This window comes from Chryseobacterium sp. CCNWLW53 (assembly GCF_037083525.1).
Taxonomy (GTDB): domain Bacteria; phylum Bacteroidota; class Bacteroidia; order Flavobacteriales; family Weeksellaceae; genus Chryseobacterium; species Chryseobacterium lathyri.
In genome coordinates this window covers 41,339-60,827 of the sequence record NZ_JBAOJR010000007.1, presented here as the reverse complement: position 1 = coordinate 60,827, position 19,489 = coordinate 41,339, and the positions used below count along the sequence as shown (strand labels likewise).

Genomic DNA, 19,489 nt, shown 5'->3' with positions numbered 1-19,489 from the left:
AAATTAAAAAGCGGCATTTTTTGCCGCTTTTTTTATTTAGAATTAAGTCGTTAATTGGTGAAAAATAAAATTATTTTTTATGTTAAATAAATAATTACTCCACTTTTTAGTGATTTTAATTTTAATATAATAAATTGAAAATCAAATGTTTAAATTTTTATCTTTATTTGATGATTTAATATTAAAACTAAATATATATTTGATTTTAAGTAATGATGTGTTTTGTTTATGATTTTGTCTTTAATTTTTTATGATAATTTTTGATATTAGATGAAATATTTGATTACTTTTACCCCCTAATTTTATTTTTACTACGTATGAAAAAACTTTTACTAACGTGCCTATTTTTTCTGATAGCCACTATTGTGAATGCCCAAATTACTTTGGGCAGTGGGACAACTACGGGAACATATCCTATAGCATCAAATTGGGGATATAATTATACTCAACAAATTATATCCAAAACAAAAATTAATGCGGATGCTCCTGGCTCTATTACTGGTCTGAAATTTTATTTAGCTGCTACTGCTAATCTTGATAAATCAAATCAGTGGGAAGTGTTTGTAGGACATACTACTCTTACTGCTTTTGCTGGTACTGCAGCTTCAAACTGGATTGCTACATCAGCAATGACTCAGGTGTTTTCAGGTACTATTACCAATAATGCAGGAGTAGTGGAAGTTACTTTTACAACTCCATTTGCATATAATAATATAGATAATCTTGTTATAGCAGTTCACGAGAATACTCCGAATTTTAACACTTCTTCAGATTATTTCTACGTATCTGCTTCCGGTACAACCAATAGCAGTATGTACTATAGAAATGATACAACAGATTTCAACCCAGCAGCTCCGGTTGCTGCGGGATCACGTGCTGCTACACTTTCTAATGTTACTCTTTTAGGCCTTACGCCCAATCCGATTCCAGGATGTCCTAGTGTATCTGCTCCGGCAGCAGCAGCAACAGGAGTTTCTGTTACTCCGGCTATTACATGGGGAGCAATTAGCAATGCTACAGGATATAGATTATCTATCGGAACTACTGCGGGAGGAACGGATGTACTGAATAATGCAGACCTAGGAAATGTTCTTACCTATACTCCTGCAACACCACTGAATTATAATAAACAATATTTTTATACTGTAAATGCATATAATGGAGCAATTCCATCTGCAGGATGCAGTGAAAGATCTTTCACAACGTTAAATATCCCTTGTCCTACAGTTTCAGCACCAGCTTCAGCTGCTACAGGGGTATCTCTTACTCCGACTATTACCTGGGCTGCTGTAACAGGAGCTACAGGATATAAACTGAGAGTAGGGACCACTGCCGGTGGAACTGATATTGTAAATAATGCAGATCTAGGAAACGTAACTTCTTATACGTTCAGTTCTCCTTTATTAAACAATACTAAATACTATTACAGTGTTAATTCTTATGATGGAACTACAGCATCAGCTTCATGTTCTGAAAGAAATTTTACAACTGTTTGTGCTGCTTTATCAGCTCCTTTCTTAGAGTCATTCAATTCAGGGACTTTACCTAGCTGCTGGTCCAATTCCAGTACAAATAATACAAGTTACGCTTTATGGCAATTTACCGGTACTCAGGATTATGGTACTACAGGTAATGGAGCTTCGGGAACAGTTGCTTTTGTAGATGCATCTTCTCCTTACACTGGAATTCATGACGTTACTTTAACATCTCCTCAAATTAACTTGGCGGGACTTGCAGTACCTTATGTTCAGTTTAAATGGTTTAAAAATCATGCAGCTTCTGCAGGAGGGACCCAGCCAGCTTATGATAATAACAAGCTTACTGTGCAGGTTAAAAATGTAACAGGTTCAACATGGGAAACTATCTTTACTTCATCTACCAACAGTACTTTATGGAGAACAGAAGGTGCTGTATTACCTGCTGCCTATAACGGAGCTACTATACAGGTGAGATTCGTTGTTGATAAAGATGTAGCCGGTAACGGATACTTCTATGATAACTTATTGTTAGATGATGTAGAAATAAAAGAGGCTCCTACATGTTTAGTTCCTATCACTCCTGTTGTTACGGCAACTACAACTACAACAGCTACGATAGGTTGGACTGCACCAGCTACTGCACCAGGAAACGGATATGACATTTACTACGGTACTACAAATACAGCTCCTACAGCTGCATCTACACCAAATATGACATCTATTACAGGAACAAGTTATGTAATTAATGATGCTGTTACAGCTAGTACATATTATGTTTGGATAAGATCCCGTTGTTCCGCAAATGATCAAAGTGCTTGGGTAGGACCAGTTTCCTTTGCTCTGGTACCTGCAAATGATGACTGTGCAACAGCTGTTACTTTAACAGTAAACCCTGATACTACTTGTACTGCAACAACTGTAGGAAATACTTTAGGTGCTACCAATTCAAATGTACCTGTAGGTACTTGTTCAGGAACACCGGATGATGATGTTTGGTATTCTTTTGTAGCAGGATCTGCTGCTCATACAGTTTCTCTTTCTAATGTGGTTTCAACAGGAACTGCTTCATCTACAAGCTTATATACTCAAATATTTAGTGGTTCTTGTGGATCTTTAACGAGCATTAAGTGTGGAACAACAAATACTACAACAGTATCTGGATTAACAGTTGGGCAAACTTACTATGTAAGAGTTTATAACAGCAATGGTGCTGGATATAATAATAGCTTTAATATCTGTTTAAATACTCCACCACCGCCACCTGCAAATGATAATTGTTCATCTGCAGTAGATTTAATAGTAGGAACTGCATTTGCTCAGAATGCTATAGTAGGAACTACTGTTAGTTCTACAAATACGCCTGCATTAACGGCTAGCTGTCTTACAACGCCAACAAATGTGGGAGGGAATGTATGGTACAAAGTAGTGGTTCCGGCTTCAGGTAAGATTACTCTTGAAACAGACACCAATACAGGTACAGCATTAACTGATACAGTAATTTCTGTATTTGCAGATTGTACAAGTACTACTTCTATTGCTTGTGATGATGATACAGGTAATGGGAATTTCTCTAAATTGTCATTGACAGGTCAAACACCGGGTGCTACATTATATGTTAGTGTTTGGAGATATTCTACAGCAACAGATGGACAATTCCAAATCTCAGCATATGATGCAAGTGCTTTGTCAACATCTGAAGTTTCAGGTGCTAAAAATGAGATCAAAGCTTATCCAAATCCTTTTGCAGATGTCTTGAATATTTCTGATATCTCTAAAGTGAAATCAGTATCAGTTGTTGATCTTGCTGGAAGAGTAGTAAAAACAATTGATAATCCTTCTTCAGCTCTTCAGTTAGGAAATCTGAAACAAGGAATGTATTTAGTAACATTAAATATGAAAGACGGATCAAAACAAACGATCAAAGCAATTAAGAAATAGTCTTATTGATCATACTCAATAGAATAGCAGCTGAAAGGCTGCTATTTTTATGAATGCCATAGCCCCTTATTCAATGGTAGAATAGAGAAGTGCATTTTCAGTTTTTTACTGATGAAATTTAAACTTGAGAATATATAATCAAAGAGACGGTTTTTTAACTGTCTCTTTTTCTATTTGATAAAGTTTTAATGTATTTTTTTTATTAGATTTGTTTAAACCATAAAAAAAAATTACATGAAAAAGCTTTTACTTGTGAATTTAATAACGATTAGTGCATTTGCCTTTGCTCAGACCTATTGCACACCGGTATTTCCAAACGAATGCAGTGGAGGGGATATGATCGACAGTTTTACGATTCCATCGGCGGGATTCAGTCATCTTGATACGGGATGCTCCCAGGGCTCATATGGAGACTATACAGCCCAAACAATTAACCTGAATGCAGGTCTCAGTTATGCATTTTCTGTTACTCATGAATATTCCAGTCAATATGTACGTATCTGGATAGATTTTGACAATAACGGAACCTTTGATGATGCGGCACCGGAACTGGTAGCAACAGGAAGTAGTACCGGACCGGATGATAATTCAGTTACCAATAGCAATATAACTATTCCTGCAACAGTTACACCGGGAACCTACAGAATGAGAGTTGGGGACCGTTTTAACAATGAACCGGAACCATGCAACACATTAGGTTACGGAGAAGCACATGATTATACTGTAGTGATTGGAGCTGCACCGAGCTGTCTGGCACCAGGTAACTTGTCTGCGGGTACCCTAACTGCCAACTCAGCTGTTATTTCATGGGCAGCTTCTACAAGTACAGTAGGAGTAGGGTATGAATATTATTATTCCTCAACGAATACAGTTCCAACGAGCACTACTGTAGCATCAGGAAGTGTAGGTGCTTCGGTTTTATCTGCGCCTTTGTCTGCATTAACTCCTGCCACTACTTATTATGTATGGGTAAGGTCTGTATGCAGCACTTCCGATAAAAGCGCATGGTCTTTAAGTACGTCATTTACAACTGATTGTGCCGCAATAGTTCCTACTGCTGCTTATACCAATGATTTTTCAACATTCCCCGGAAATTGCTGGGAACAGGCTTCTGGTGGAGACCCGGCTACAGGATCTACTGATACAGATGAATTATGGTCTGATGGAGACTTCCTGAATGAAGGAAATAATAATAATTCTGCTAAAATAAATCTTTATTACAACGAAACCATAGCGTGGCTAAAGACGGTACCTTTCAATCTTTCAGCAGGAGGATACAGAGTAAAATTCGATTATGGGGTAACAGCGTTTTTAGATACCACTGCTTCGGCTATGGGATCTGATGATGTGATTCAGTTCTTGGTTTCAAATGATGGAGGGACTACGTGGACCGTTCTGCAGACATGGAATGCGGCTAATGCACCATCCAATACTTCTACAGTTTATTCTTACGATCTTACTTCCTATACGGGAGCCAATACTGTATTTGCATTTTATGCTTCTGAAGGTACTGTAAATGATGCTGAAGATTATGAATTCTTTGTTGATAATTTTAAAGTAGAGACTGCAACATTAGCAACATCCGAGGTTTCCAAAGAAAAAGAAGATGTTAAAGCATACCCGAATCCTTTTACTGATGTATTGAATATTTCAAAAGCAGATCTTGTAAAATCAGTTTCTGTATCTGATGTTTCCGGACGATTGTTAAAAACTATTGAAAATCCATCTTCTGCTCTTCATTTAGGGGATCTTAAACAAGGATTGTATTTCATTACTTTAAACATGAAAGACGGTTCAAGGCAGATGATCAAAGCGATCAAGAAATAATAAAATAACCATATTAAACTAAAAAGACGGCAATTGCCGTCTTTTTTATATTAGTGTCACTTATTGGGTACTGGTTGTATATCTCCTGTGTTCATTTGTTCAAAGACGGCAGGGAAAAACATCACGAGTATAAAATAAATAATGATCATTAATACAACTAAAGAGAAAAGAATAATGACCAGGCTGTTAGGCTTATTTTTCTTTTGTGGTTCCATGATTTTTGTGGTATTTGGTTAACAGATTAATATCAATACCAAATACTAAGCTAATTTCTTGCCACACTGTTTACAGTACCGTGCATCATCATCTATATCTTCATTGCCGCATTGGTCGCAGATCTTCTCCAGATTCTGTCTTTTGTTGCGCATTTCTGCCGTTACAATTCCTGTAGGAACTGCAATAATAGAATAACCTGCAAGCATTAAAATAACAGCAAAAAATTTACCCATCGGAGTGATAGGAGAGACATCTCCATAACCAACGGTAGTTACCGTAACCACTGCCCAGTAAATAGATTGTGGAATCGTTTCAAAGCCGGGTCTTCCGCCCTCCACCATAAACATAAGCGAACCTACGATCACTGAAAAAATAATCAGGAACAAAAGGAAAATATAGATCTTTCTGGAACTGTTCTTTAAGGCACGAACGATAAGGTAACCATCGTTCATAAAATCCAGAAGATTGAAGATCCTGAAAATTCTCAGCATCCTCAGCATCCTGAAGATTAAGAAATACTTGGTAACAGGAAAGAAAAAGCTAAGGTAAAAAGGAACCAGTGCAAGAAAATCTATGATTCCGAAAAAGCTGAAAATATAATTTTTTTTATTCTTCACAACGCTGATGCGCATCCAGTATTCAATTGTGAAAAAAATAGAAATAATCCATTCCAGGATCAGAAAGGTGTAGTGAAATCTTTTGTCAAGCTGAGGAACACTCTCCATCATAATAATGGCAGTGCTTATCAGGATAAGGGATAATAGAGTGATGTCGAATAATTTGCCTAGTTTGGTATCAGCACGGTAGATAACCCTGTAAAGAAATCTTTTCCAAAGTTTGTCTTCGGGAACAAGATTATGTTCTCTTTCCATTTTTTACTATTTTTTAAAATTAACAAATTATCGTTATTTTCGTAGCAAACATACAGAATAAAATGACAATAAGCGAAGTAATTTCAAAAATAGAAAACCGTATTCCCCTGCAGCAGGCAGAAGATTTTGACAATGTAGGATTGCTGTGTGGTGTCCCGGACCGAAATGTCAGCGGAATTCTGGTGTGCCACGATGCTTTGGAAAATGTTGTAGAGGAGGCTATCCAGAAAAACTGTAATCTGATTGTATGTTTTCATCCTATTATTTTTTCCGGATTAAAATCTCTGACAGGGAAAAATTATGTGGAAAGAGCTGTATTGAAAGCAATTGAAAATAAAATTGCCATTTATGCCATTCACACTGCATTTGATAATGATTTCTTTGGGGTCAACCATAAGATCTGCAGTCAATTGGGATTAAAAGATCTCAGGATTCTTCAGCCTAAGAAAAATAATTTAAAACAGCTGAGCGTATTTGTTCCGAAAGATCATTCGGAAAAAGTGAAAGAAGCGCTATTCACTGCAGGAGCAGGAAATATAGGTTTTTACGACGAATGCAGCTTTACTCTTAATGGAAACGGAACATTCAGGCCTGTTGAAGGCTCAAATCCGTTTTCCGGACAGCAGAATATCCGTGAAAATGCTGATGAAGATATGATTTCCGTTATTTTTGAAGATTATAAAAAAGGAAAGATCATTTCAGCAATGAAGGCTGTGCATCCCTATGAAGAAGTAGCCTATCAGGTATATCAGCTGGATAATGAGAATCACCATTCAGGCTTGGGAATGTATGGGGAACTTGCCGAAGAAATGGATGAACAGGACTTTTTAAGAATGGTAAAAGAAAAATTTGAACTCGAAGTCATTAAACATTCCAATTTTATCCATAAAAAAATCAGAAGAGTAGGCGTTCTCGGTGGGTCCGGAGCCAGCGGAATAAAGGCTGCTTTATCGCAAAAATGCGACGCTTATCTTACAGGAGATATCAAATACCATGATTATTTCCAGGCAGAATCCAAAATGTTGATCTGTGACATAGGCCATTATGAATCCGAACAATTTGTAACTCAACAATTATTTGAAATTTTGTCACAAAAATTTAGTACATTTGCAATTTCAAAATCTATTGAAAAAACCAACCCAGTAAATTATTTCATTTAAATATGGCAAAAACCAACGATATTTCAGTTGAAGAAAAATTAAGAGCTTTATACGATTTGCAGATCATTGATTCAAGATTGGATGAAATCCGAAATACTAGAGGAGAATTGCCAATTGAAGTTGAAGATCTTGAAATTGAGATCGAAGGACTTGAAAAAAGAGCTGAAAAATTTCATGCAGATATCAAAGATCAGGAAGATCAGATCAAAACAAAGCATGAAGTAATTAACCATGCAAAAACTTTAATTGAAAAGTACAAATCTCAGCAGGATAATGTAAGAAACAATAAAGAGTTTGAAGCATTAGGAAAAGAAATGGAATTCCAGGATCTTGAAATTCAGCTTGCTGAAAAAAGAATTAAAGAATTCGGAGTTAAAATTGCTCACAAAAATGAAACTTTAAGCGAACTTAACGAGAAAATCAAAGATCTGAAAAACCATTTGAAATTCAAAAAGGAAGAATTGGATGATCTTGTGTCTGAAACTCAGAAAGAAGAAGAATACTTAATAGAGCAGTCTAAAGAGTATGCAGGTAAGATTGACGAAAGATTACTTTCTTCGTATAACAGAATCAGGAAGAGCTCTATCAACGGACTGGCTGTTGTAGGATTAGAAAGAGGAGCACCAAAAGGGTCGTTCTTCACCATTCCTCCTCAGAAGCAGATGGAAATTGCTCAGAGAAAGAAAATCATTATTGATGAGCATTCTGGAAAAATCCTTGTAGATGACGAATTGGTAATGGAAGAAAACGAAAGAATGAAATCTGTAATTAAATTCTAATTACAATTCAAAATAATAAAAATGTGCTTCAGAAATGAAGCACATTTTTTGTTTAACATATACATAACTGGAAATTCAAAGGGTGGAATGCTTTAGCCCTGTCACAATATAAGGATATTAAAAAAGCTGCTTCATTTCTGAAACAGCTTATTGTATTTTTACTCTTGATGCTCGTACATTTTATTATACAGATCTATGAATTTCTCTTTTATTGCTTTTCTTTTAAGCTTTAAGGTAGGAGTAAGCAGTCCTGTATCAATGGCCCATATCTCAGGGGTCAGTTCGATTTTTTTGATCTTTTCCCAGTTTCCGAGATGCTCATTGATATTTTCCATCTCCTTTTCAATTCTTTCCTTTAATTCAGGGCTTTTTGCAATTTCTGCAGGGGTAGAGCCTATATTCAGATTATTTCTCATTGCCCAGCTTTTAGCAAACTCAAAATCAGGCTGTACCAAAGCACACGGCATTTTTTCGCCGTCTCCTACTACCATGATCTGTTCAATGAATTTTGAAGCTTTTGCCTGGTTTTCAATCGTCTGAGGGGCAATGTATTTTCCGCCTGAAGTTTTAAACATCTCTTTTTTACGGTCAGTGATCTGCAGGAATCCTTCACTGTCGATATGTCCAATATCTCCTGTTTTGAAAAATCCGTCTTCAGTAAAAGCTTCTTTTGTCATAGTTTCAGCTTTAAAATAGCCTTTAAAGACAGAAGGTCCTTTTACTGTAATTTCACCATCTTCCTGGATTTTTACCTGAAGGTTGTCCAATGGTCTGCCCACGGTACCGATCTTCATTTTATCAAAACTGTTTACAGAAATAACCGGCGAAGTTTCGGTTAAGCCATATCCTTCTAAAATAGGAATACCGGCATTCTGAAACATCAGGTTTAATCTTGTCGATAAAGCTGCAGAACCGGAAACTAAAGTAATGATTTCTCCACCCAGACCTTCTCTCCATTTAGAAAATACCAGCTTATCTGCAATAATTCCCTGCAATCCTGAAGGTTTGGAGATTTCTTTTTTCTTGCTGATCAGATTCAAAGCCCAGAAGAATATCTTTGATTTTAGCCCGCCGGCTGAAGAACCTGTGTTGTAAATTTTATCATATACCTTTTCCACCAGCCTGGGTACCACACTCATATAATGCGGTTTTACTTCTTTTACATTTTCTCCCATTTTATCAATGCTTTCAGCGAAATAAACCGAAAAACCATTATACTGGAAAAGATAAAAAAGCATCCTTTCAAAAATATGGCATATAGGAAGGAAGCTCAGCACCCTCGTATCCTTGTAATCCAGGCTTTTTTTCTTAGGAATTCTAGGAACAGAGCCTAAAACGTTAGAAACAATATTATGATGGGTCAGCATTACTCCTTTCGGTCTTCCTGTAGTGCCTGAAGTGTAAATAATGGTAGCCAGATCCTCAGAATTGATGGCATTGGAAAGATCCTCCACCTCAATCTGGGTAGAATCGTCCTCACCAAGATCCAGAATTTCTCTCCAGTTGGCTGCCCCGCTTATCGTATCAAAAGTGAAAATCCCCTGTAGTGAAGGGATATTATGTTTCACCTTCATTACTTTATTAAGCAATTCTTTATCAGATACAAAACAATACTGTATTTCAGCATTATTAAATATGAACTCATAATCTTCAGCAGAAATACTCGGATAAACCGGAACGGAAACCACACCGATTTGAGATAGTCCAAAATCCATAACTGCCCATTCCGTACGGGAATTGGTGGTGATCAGAGCAATCTTGTCACCAGGTTTTATACCCAGCTTCAAAAGCCCCCTGGATATTTTATTTCCCTGATTGATAAATTCTAACGTTGAGGTTTTTTTCCATTCACCCTGATATTTGGTCACAAACATATCTGCTTTAGGAAATTTCTCCAAAGCATAATGTGGAATATCGAATAATCTTTTGATTGTCATGATTTTTTAAGCAATTTTTAAAGAATTTTAAATATAAGCATTTTTTTTAACTGTAGTAATCAGAAATCATCAATTGACAATTAATTGAATGCCTGCCATAATATTAGGGGCTTTTACCAATTATTCTGCGGAAATTTAAAGGAGTCTATCCCTTACTTCCAATTCTATTTTCAGATTTGGTTAAAAAGTGTAAATTTACGGCTACTAATTATTATTTTTTATGGACTTTAATTTATCGGAAGAACAGCTGATGATTCAGCAGGCTGCAAGAGATTTTGCACAAAATGAACTATTACCTGAAGTTATAGAAAGAGACCGCGATCAGAAATTTCCTACAGAGCAAGTAAAGAAAATGGGTGAAATGGGGCTTTTGGGAATGATGGTAGATCCTAAGTACGGAGGAGCAGGGATGGATAGCGTTTCTTACGTTTTGGCAATGGAGGAGATCGCAAAAATAGATGCTTCTGCAGCTGTGGTAATGTCCGTAAATAACTCTCTGGTATGTGCAGGTCTTGAAAAATTTGCTTCCGAAGAACAGAAAGTGAAATATCTTACTCCTCTTGCCAGTGGAAAAGTAATTGGCGCTTTTGCATTATCTGAGCCTGAAGCAGGTTCTGATGCTACTTCCCAAAAAACAACCGCAGAAGATAAGGGAGATTATTATCTTTTAAATGGTATTAAGAACTGGATCACGAACGGTGGTACGGCTTCTTACTATATTGTTATCGCACAGACAGATCCTGAGAAAAAACATAAAGGAATTAACGCTTTCATCGTTGAAAGAGGATGGGAAGGTTTTGAAGTTGGTGTGAAGGAAGATAAACTGGGAATCAGAGGAAGTGATACGCACTCTTTGATCTTCAATAACGTAAAAGTACCTAAGGAAAACAGAATCGGGGAAGACGGATTCGGATTCAATTTTGCTATGGCAGTATTGAACGGAGGAAGAATCGGTATTGCTTCTCAGGCATTGGGTATTGCTTCAGGAGCTTATGAACTGGCTTTAAAATATGCCAAAACAAGAAAAGCTTTCAAAACTGAAATCATTAATCACCAGGCAATTGCATTTAAATTAGCAGATATGGCTACCCAGATTACTGCAGCAAGAATGTTATGTTTCAAAGCCGCATGTGAGAAAGATGCCGGTAAAGATATCTCTGAAAGCGGTGCAATGGCAAAATTATACGCTTCCCAGGTGGCAATGGATACTACCATTGAGGCAGTACAGATCCACGGAGGATACGGATATGTGAAAGAATACCACGTAGAAAGAATGATGAGAGATGCGAAGATCACGCAGATCTACGAAGGTACTTCGGAGATTCAGAAAATTGTGATTTCCAGAAGCATCGCCAAATAAATTAATATAAAAACACACTGCTTATGAAAAAAACTTTGTGGATCAGCCTCGGGGTAATACTTCTTCTGATAGGGGTAACGGTATGGTATAAATACTATTTCGTCTTTGGAGAAGGAGTAAAGTCCGGCTATCTGAATTATGCCATGAAAAAAGGCTATGTTTTCAAAACCTATGAAGGAAAACTCATCCAGGAAGGTTTTGGAAAAGGAAAAACAGGAACCATTACAAGCTATGAATTTGAATTTTCGGTAAAAGATCCTGAAATTTTTAAACAGCTGGAAACCAACAGCGGCAAAACTTTCGATCTTCATTATAAGGAATACAATGGAGCACTTCCGTGGAGAGGAAACACAAAGTTTATCGTAGACAAAATAGTGAACATGAAATAGCGAAAGGCTCCCATCGGGAGCCTTTCTTATTACAAACCACTTTTATAATATACCTTTAACCAGGCTGAATACATGGTGTATCCTGTTGATTAAATACATACTTATTTAAATTCCTGCGAAATAACTTCCGTAACTGACCAATACCATCAACCACGAATATTTAAATATACAAAGAACAAATTCGGCAGGGATTTGATTTTTATTAAAATAATATTAAAAAATCCATCTTTCGATGGATTTTGTTTTATTGGAGATTGTTGTCCGTGGTTTTTTTATTTTTCTTTTTGTAGAAATAGTATCCTATTCCGCCGATCAGGAATAATGGCCAGAGCGGAAGAATGAAAAGAAAGACCGATGTGATCACATTCCATCCTGATGAAACTGCTGCCAGTGATTTTTCGCCGAAAGTTTTAGGTTCTTTTTCGAAACTCGATTTATCAGTAAGAGTCACGGTTATTGTACATAGGGTATTCTCTGCGTAGTTGTTTCCGGAAACCTGTATACTTTTAGTTTCAATATCTCCAATCTCACTTAGGTCATTCATTAAACTGTCAAAATTACGGATAGGAACTTTAACGTCCATATAATATACCTTTTGGTTGTTTTCTTCGTACGAAGAGTTTCTGTTGGCTGCTTCTGTCGTAACATAAGAAAGCTCTTCGCTTTTTACATAACCATTATTTTTTATGATTTCATCTTTTACAAGTTCCTTTACCGTTTCTGCATGGTCAGCTTTTATAGAAAGAATAGCTGTTTTCACCATCTTATTTTTAAGCTCATAAGCATCATTCTGAGGTTTGTCCTTATAAACAATTTGGGTTTCTTTAATTACTTTTGGAGCAGGGACATTCACCACAATTTTTTCGGCTTTTTTCTGTGCCGAATCTTTTTTCTCAATCTTCGATTCCAGTTTTGTTGAAGCAATTTTATCGGTTAAAGAGTCAACCATCTTAGACGTATTTTCTATTTTCTGCTGAATTTCGCCTTTGGCATCTTCAAAATCTTTTATTCTGACGTTAGCAGAATCCAGAACCTTGTCCGCAGTATTGTTTATGGAATTGATAGTTTCATTTACTGCAGCAGCCGTACTGTCTGCCGTATGAATAGTATCTTCTATTTGAGATTTTGTCGCTTCTGCTTTTTTACACATAATGAAAGTGCTGGATACAGCCACCAGTAATAGGTACTTTTTCATAACATTAATTTTTTTGATGATGTAAAATTAGTGGTGAACAGAAGCATACTTTTGTAAATAGAAAGTATTATTCCGGTAAAATTTTAATGGATTGAAAATCATTGCATTGGATCTGTTTTACAAAAGATTTACAAAAACAGAATGGATGAAAATTATCTTCAACAATAAATTAAATGATTAATTTTTTATAATTATGAGGTTAAAAAAATAAAGCTTTATGAAAAATGAGTAGAAGAGTAAGCTGTTTTTTTATTAGTACTTGGTATTTTTTTCTACCTGATAGTGGCAATGGTTTATTATATTTTGGGATTGTTTTATAATAATTTAACATTTTTTTTGAAAAATAACATTCAAATGCTGATTCTGAATATTATAATATTTACATTTGCTTTTTAAGATTTTTATAATGAAAGGAGTGTATTTTGTTCTCATTTTTAATAGTGTAATGATCCACATTTGTTGTTGATGAAATTATATTATTTAATATTAAAAAGATAAGCACAGTAATAATAAGTTTAAAAAAAAGAAAAACTATATGAAAAAACAAATACTTTTGATGGGGATATTTCTTATTTCCAATGTTTTTTTAGCACAAACAAGCAGACTTTGGAAGGAAGCGTCTCAAAAAAATACTTCGGAAATCTTTGAAAATAAGACCAGCATTCTTCACCCCAAAATTTATAATCTTGATTTTGATAATTTAAAGAATGTTTTAGCGAAAGCACCCAAAAGATTTGCTGTTAAAGGAAAGTCTGATGTTATTGTTTCTTTCCCAAATTCTAATGGCAACCTTGAAAGTTTCAAAGTAAGAGAAAACTCAAATTTCGATCCTGAATTAGCAGCAAAATATCCGGATATTAAATCTTATGTTGGTGTAGGTGATGATGACCCTAGTTCTACTATTTATTTCAGTATTTCACCATTGGGATTATCTTCAATGGAGATTTATGGAAACAAATCAGCGGTTTTTATCGAGCCATATACAAAAGACCTTTCAACTTATGTTGTTTATAAAAAATCAGATAAAAAAGAGAGTTTAGATAAGTTTGAATGTACTGTGCTGGATGTTGCTCAAAAAGGCCTGGATAATTCTGATCTTACGGCAAGACCCAATGCCGATGATGGAAAATTAAGAACTTTCAGATTAGCCTTATCTTGTACAGGTGAATATACAACCTATTTCGGAGGAACAGTAGCGGGTGCATTGGCAGCGATGAACAATACAATGACTCGTGTGAATGGGGTTTTTGAAAAAGATTTCTCTGCAAGAATGATCATTATTGCAAACAATAATGCTGTAATTTATACTGACGCAGCTACAGATCCTTATTCTCCTTCAGCCCAAATGAATAACTGGAATGCTCAGTTACAGAATACTTTAACTGCGACGATTGGAGAAGCAAACTACGATATCGGCCATTTATTTGGGGCAACTGGTGGTGGTGGAAATGCTGGTTGTATTGGTTGCGTTTGTACCAATGGATCAAAAGGAAGTGGATATACTTCCCCGGCAAATGCTATTCCATCTGGTGATAGTTTTGATATTGATTATGTTGCCCATGAAATGGGGCATCAGTTTGGAGGAAATCATACATTTTCTCATAATATTGAATCAGCAGGGGTAAATATGGAGCCCGGTTCAGGATCTACAATTATGGGGTATGCAGGGATTACCAACCAGGATGTGCAACAACATTCAGATCCATTTTTTCATGCTATAAGTATTCAGCAGATTACCAATAATATTAAAACAAAAACTTGCCCGGTAATTACAAATACCGGAAATGCTATTCCTACAGCTGATGCAGGATTAGATTATATCATTCCGAAGGGCACTCCATTTATGCTTACAGGAACAGGCACTGACGGAGATGGAGATGCTCTAACCTATATTTGGGAGCAAATGGATAAAGCTGTTGCTGGACAAACCGGAGCAAATTCTGCGGCAACTGCAACAAAAGCTTCTGGTCCTACTTTCAGATCTTGGACTCCACAAACTACTCCTATTAGATATTTTCCAACAATGACTTCAGTATTAGCTGGAGCAACTACTACTCAAGGCTTGGCAATTCCTGTAGAAGCTTTAGCAAATGTTGCCAGAACCTATAACTTCAGGTTTACCACTCGTGACAATAGAGCGGGAGGTTCTGGAAACAATTCTGATGATATGGTAGTTACAGTGAATGCAGCTGCAGGCCCGTTTACCGTAACTTCACAAAATACTACTGGCGTTGTTTGGACTGAAGGTCAGTCATATGCAATTACATGGAATGTTGCCAATACAACAACGGCACCGATAAGCGCACCTAATGTAACAATCCTGTTGTCAAAAGACGGCGGTCTCACGTTCCCAACTGTTTTGGTGGCAAGCACTCCTAATACAGGTTCTTATAATTATACTGTTCCAGGCGGTCTTGGTACAATTTCCAATAATGCCAGAATTATGGTAAAAGCTGTTAATAATATATTCTTTAATGTCAATTTACAGAACTTTACAATTAATTCATCAGTGGTAGTAAACCCACCACCAAATCCAAGAGATCCGGTAACAGTCCCTACAAGAGTTTACCAGGGACTGATGATATATCCCGTGCCTTCCAACGATGGGTATGTGTATATCAAAGCTGATTTCCCTAGACAGGTTCCACTTCGTCCTTATGTTATTACCTACGAATTATTTTCAATGGATGGAAAGCTGATTGTTCCTAAAAAGACCAAATATATATTTGATCAACTTTTGGAACAGATTAACTTAAAACATTTGCCTACCGAATCCTATATGATTCATGTTACTGTAGACGGAGAGAAAATTGTTAAGAAATTAATGATGATACCTAAGTAAACTATCCAAATAAATTATATAAAAAAACCGTTCAGATGAACGGTTTTTTATTTTTTATTGCAATTTAGTCTTGTTGAAATTCACTGATGAAATGCAGCTTCACATTCGGGAATTTTTCCTGAGTCATGTGAATCGTAAACGAAGAATCTGCGAGGAATACAAGCTGATCATATTTATCTCTGGCAAGGAAACGCTGCTTTAATCTTGCAAACTCCTTAAACTCGTCAGATTTTTCATCTGCTTCCACCCAGCACGCCTTATGCATAGAAAGAGGTTCGTAGGTACATTTGGCACCATATTCATGCTCCAAACGGTACTGGATAACCTCATACTGAAGTGCTCCTACAGTTCCGATGATCTTTCTGCCGTTCATTTCAAGAGTAAATAATTGGGCAACTCCTTCATCCATCAGCTGATCAATACCTTTGGCCAACTGTTTAGCTTTAAGCGGATCGCTGTTGTTGATATAACGGAAGTGTTCCGGAGAAAAGCTTGGCACTCCTTTGAAACTCAGTTTTTCACCTCCTGTTAACGTATCACCGATCCTGAAACTTCCTGTATCATGAAGACCAACAATATCCCCAGGGAAACTTTCATCCACAACCTCTTTTTTATCAGCAAAGAATGCATTAGGGGAAGAGAATTTCATTTTTTTGCCTTCTCTTACCAACAGGTAATTTTCATTTCTTTTGAATGTTCCCGAAACAATTTTTACGAACGCAAGTCTGTCTCTGTGCTTCGGATCCATGTTCGCGTGGATCTTGAAAACGAATCCTGTAAAATTATTCTCTTCCGGCTTTACAAGTCGTACATCACTTTCTTTAGGCTGTGGCATTGGAGCAATTTCAATAAATGCATCCAATAGTTCACGCACTCCAAAATTATTTAAAGCCGAACCAAAGAAAACCGGCTGTAAATCACCGTTCATATATTCTTCGCGGCTGAATTCAGGATAAACAGACTGTACAAGCTCAAGCTCATCTCTCAGGTTTTGAGCAGCTTTTTCACCGATCACCTCATCTATTGAAGGATCATTGATATCGTCAAACTTAACCGTTTCACCAACTCTTTGCTTCTTTTCTTCAAGAAACAGCTGGATATTATTTTCCCAGATATTATAAATACCCTGGAAATCACTTCCCATACCGATTGGGATAGATAGCGGAACCACTCTTAACCCCAATTTCTGTTCCACTTCATCCAGAAGATCAAATGCATCCTTACCCTCACGGTCCAGTTTATTAATGAAAACAAGCATTGGGATGTTTCTCATTCTGCAGACTTTTACTAATTTTTCAGTCTGTTCCTCAACTCCTTTTGCAACGTCAATGACAACGATCACAGAGTCTACGGCAGTTAAAGTTCTGTAAGTATCTTCAGCAAAGTCTTTGTGACCTGGTGTATCCAGGATGTTGATCTTGTGATCTTTATATTCAAAAGCCAATACGGAAGTCGCTACAGAGATCCCTCTCTGTCTTTCGATTTCCATAAAGTCGGAGGTAGCTCCTTTTTTTATTTTGTTGGATTTTACCGCACCGGCTTCCTGGATAGCACCCCCGAAAAGAAGTAACTTTTCCGTAAGAGTTGTTTTTCCGGCATCCGGGTGGGAAATGATCCCGAAAGTCTTTCTTTTCTGTATTTCTTTGATTAAGTCTGACATAGTGTATTTTGAAGTTGCAAAAATCGGGATTTTTTATGAGGTTTCAAATAATTTGGGAGAATAAGTTGCGGGATCCGGGTTTGAGTGTGGGAGAGTGGGAGAGTGATAGGGTTTTTAGAGGTTCAAGAGAAGATGTAGGATGATAATTATTAATATTATACAGTTGGGAGAAAATAATGCAATTATCTTCAAATACAGTATTTCCATTAAAAAATTCTCTCACTCTCCATACTCAGATCCGGCACTGTACCTGTGTCCAAGAATTTCCTTTTTTAGTTGCCTAGGGCTTTCAAAAAAATTATCTTTGTTTTTACAAACTTACAGAGAAAAAGTATGGAGAATAGCAGGTATCCGAAGTTTACCTTTACATGGATCGGCGGTCTTGTTTTAGTGGCAGGATTATTTATAGGAACAATGGCTGTTTCTTTTTTCGGCAGTTTTTGGAAAATTGCTTTTAGGGAAAACCTCGAACTGAAAGATTGGTTCCTGATGGTGACCAATGCTGCAGGTTTTCTGACTGCTATTGCTTTTTTCGATTTTTTCATTGTAAGACCTTCAACCGGGAAAAAACTGAACTTCAATTTTTCTCCTACGAATTTTTCTACCTACCTCCTGATATTTCCTATGATGATGGGTATGATGCTCATTTCAGAATTCATAACATCTCTTATTCCTACCACAGGGCCGTTCTGGGGAAAATACTATGAGTTTTTCTCAAAGCTTATGGAGCAGCTGACTTTTGAACCGGTCATCATGATCATTATGACCGTGATCATGGCCCCTATTTTTGAAGAAATTATTTTCAGGGGTATTATCCAGAAAGGACTTATCAATAAAGGGGTAGATCCACGAAGAGCTATTTTTTATGCATCCGTTATTTTTGGGCTGGTTCACGGAAATCCATGGCAGTTTGTAGGAGCCGTATTGCTGGGATGCGTATTGGGGTTGGTTTACTATAAAACAAAATCGTTATTACTGCCGATGCTGTTGCATGGGTTTAATAATCTGTGTTCTTCATTGCTGGTTACCTACACCAAAAGTGAGAGCTTTGCAGACGCTTTTAAAATTTCCGAATGGGTTATTCTGGCTGTCGGGATTGTGCTTTTTTCTTTGTTCTATTATCTTTTTACGAAAAAGTATAAAGTACATTACGCTGAAATTTAACAAAATTCGGATATAAAATTAACCGTAAATGATACGGAAAAAACAAATTGAGCAAAAATGAATATAGATATGGAATTATTGGTTGCCACACACAACGAACACAAAAAAGAAGAGATCCAGCAGATCCTGGGAAATCATTTTACAGTAAAAAGTCTTACCGATTATAATATTCATGAAGAAATTGTAGAAGATGGCGACTCTTTCAATGCCAACGCCCTGATCAAAGCAAAATACTGTTTTGAAAAAACCGGAATCCCAAGTTTGGGAGACGACAGCGGACTTGCTGTTGAAGCTTTGGACGGAAGACCCGGAATTTTTTCTGCACGTTATGCAGGAGATCATGATTTTGCTAAAAATATCGAAAAGGTTTTAAGCGAGCTGGAAGGTCAGGAAAATAGAAAAGCCTATTTCATTACGGTTCTATGTTACTATGACGAGAATGGAGCCCGTTATTTTGAAGGAAAAGTTCACGGAAATTTACTCACAGAAAATAAAGGACATAAGGGTTTTGGATATGATCCCATCTTTGTTCCCGAAGGACATGACAGGACTTTTGCAGAAATGAATCCTGAAGACAAAAACAAAATAAGTCACCGCAAACAGGCATTGGATCTGTTTCTTGACTTCCTTAAAGTAAAAGAATAATTAATTCTATGCGGGTCGTATTTAAAC

The 19,489-nt window shown here is 36.6% G+C and carries 13 protein-coding genes; 9 read left to right on the top strand and 4 right to left on the bottom strand.

What is annotated here, in order from left to right; all coding sequences use genetic code 11:
• Window positions 1-317 precede the first annotated feature (317 nt).
• Window positions 318-3,416, top strand: a complete 3,099-nt coding sequence (locus V6R96_RS19860) for a T9SS type A sorting domain-containing protein (protein WP_336380006.1) — start codon at window positions 318-320, stop codon at window positions 3,414-3,416.
• Between the two features lie 234 nt (window positions 3,417-3,650).
• On the top strand, window positions 3,651-5,243 hold the full coding sequence (locus tag V6R96_RS19855) for a GEVED domain-containing protein (RefSeq protein ID WP_336380005.1): 1,593 nt from the start codon (window positions 3,651-3,653) through the stop codon (window positions 5,241-5,243).
• Between the two features lie 260 nt (window positions 5,244-5,503).
• Here the strand turns inward: V6R96_RS19855 and V6R96_RS19850 are convergent, their stop codons facing one another.
• The gene (locus V6R96_RS19850; RefSeq protein WP_111960938.1) at window positions 5,504-6,331 is read right to left on the bottom strand and encodes an ion transporter; all 828 of its coding nucleotides are present in this window, start codon (window positions 6,329-6,331) and stop codon (window positions 5,504-5,506) included.
• A gap of 62 nt (window positions 6,332-6,393) precedes the next feature.
• Here V6R96_RS19850 and V6R96_RS19845 point away from each other — a divergent pair, with 62 nt between their 5' ends.
• Window positions 6,394-7,491, top strand: coding sequence for a Nif3-like dinuclear metal center hexameric protein (locus V6R96_RS19845; protein ID WP_111960939.1), 1,098 nt, complete (start codon window positions 6,394-6,396; stop codon window positions 7,489-7,491).
• Window positions 7,492-7,493: 2 nt separating this feature from the next.
• Window positions 7,494-8,270 (top strand): zinc ribbon domain-containing protein, encoded by a 777-nt coding sequence (locus tag V6R96_RS19840; protein ID WP_111960940.1) that lies wholly within the window; start codon window positions 7,494-7,496, stop codon window positions 8,268-8,270.
• A gap of 158 nt (window positions 8,271-8,428) precedes the next feature.
• On the opposite strand, the gene V6R96_RS19835 is transcribed toward V6R96_RS19840, so the two are convergent.
• On the bottom strand, window positions 8,429-10,207 hold the full coding sequence (locus tag V6R96_RS19835) for a long-chain fatty acid--CoA ligase (protein ID WP_111960941.1): 1,779 nt from the start codon (window positions 10,205-10,207) through the stop codon (window positions 8,429-8,431).
• Between the two features lie 220 nt (window positions 10,208-10,427).
• Between V6R96_RS19835 and V6R96_RS19830 the strand changes: the two genes are divergently transcribed.
• Complete coding sequence (locus tag V6R96_RS19830) at window positions 10,428-11,567, top strand: acyl-CoA dehydrogenase (RefSeq protein ID WP_062652654.1); 1,140 nt, start codon at window positions 10,428-10,430, stop codon at window positions 11,565-11,567.
• Window positions 11,568-11,590: 23 nt separating this feature from the next.
• Window positions 11,591-11,956, top strand: a complete 366-nt coding sequence (locus V6R96_RS19825) for a hypothetical protein (protein ID WP_336380004.1) — start codon at window positions 11,591-11,593, stop codon at window positions 11,954-11,956.
• A gap of 244 nt (window positions 11,957-12,200) precedes the next feature.
• Here the strand turns inward: V6R96_RS19825 and V6R96_RS19820 are convergent, their stop codons facing one another.
• Entirely contained in the window at window positions 12,201-13,151 is a 951-nt protein-coding gene (locus V6R96_RS19820) for a DUF4349 domain-containing protein (protein WP_336380003.1), read from the bottom strand.
• Window positions 13,152-13,686: 535 nt separating this feature from the next.
• Here V6R96_RS19820 and V6R96_RS19815 point away from each other — a divergent pair.
• On the top strand, window positions 13,687-15,993 hold the full coding sequence (locus V6R96_RS19815) for a reprolysin-like metallopeptidase (protein ID WP_336380002.1): 2,307 nt from the start codon (window positions 13,687-13,689) through the stop codon (window positions 15,991-15,993).
• Window positions 15,994-16,057: 64 nt separating this feature from the next.
• Here V6R96_RS19815 and V6R96_RS19810 read toward each other — a convergent pair whose 3' ends face one another.
• On the bottom strand, window positions 16,058-17,653 hold the full coding sequence (locus tag V6R96_RS19810; protein ID WP_336380001.1) for a peptide chain release factor 3: 1,596 nt from the start codon (window positions 17,651-17,653) through the stop codon (window positions 16,058-16,060).
• 333 nt (window positions 17,654-17,986) lie between these two features.
• On the opposite strand from V6R96_RS19810, the gene V6R96_RS19805 reads away from it, so the two are divergent.
• Window positions 17,987-18,817 (top strand): type II CAAX endopeptidase family protein, encoded by an 831-nt coding sequence (locus tag V6R96_RS19805; protein ID WP_336380000.1) that lies wholly within the window; start codon window positions 17,987-17,989, stop codon window positions 18,815-18,817.
• Window positions 18,818-18,874: 57 nt separating this feature from the next.
• Window positions 18,875-19,462: an RdgB/HAM1 family non-canonical purine NTP pyrophosphatase gene (gene rdgB, locus V6R96_RS19800; protein ID WP_262901771.1), complete on the top strand. Its 588-nt coding sequence runs from the start codon at window positions 18,875-18,877 to the stop codon at window positions 19,460-19,462.
• Window positions 19,463-19,489: the final 27 nt, after the last annotated feature.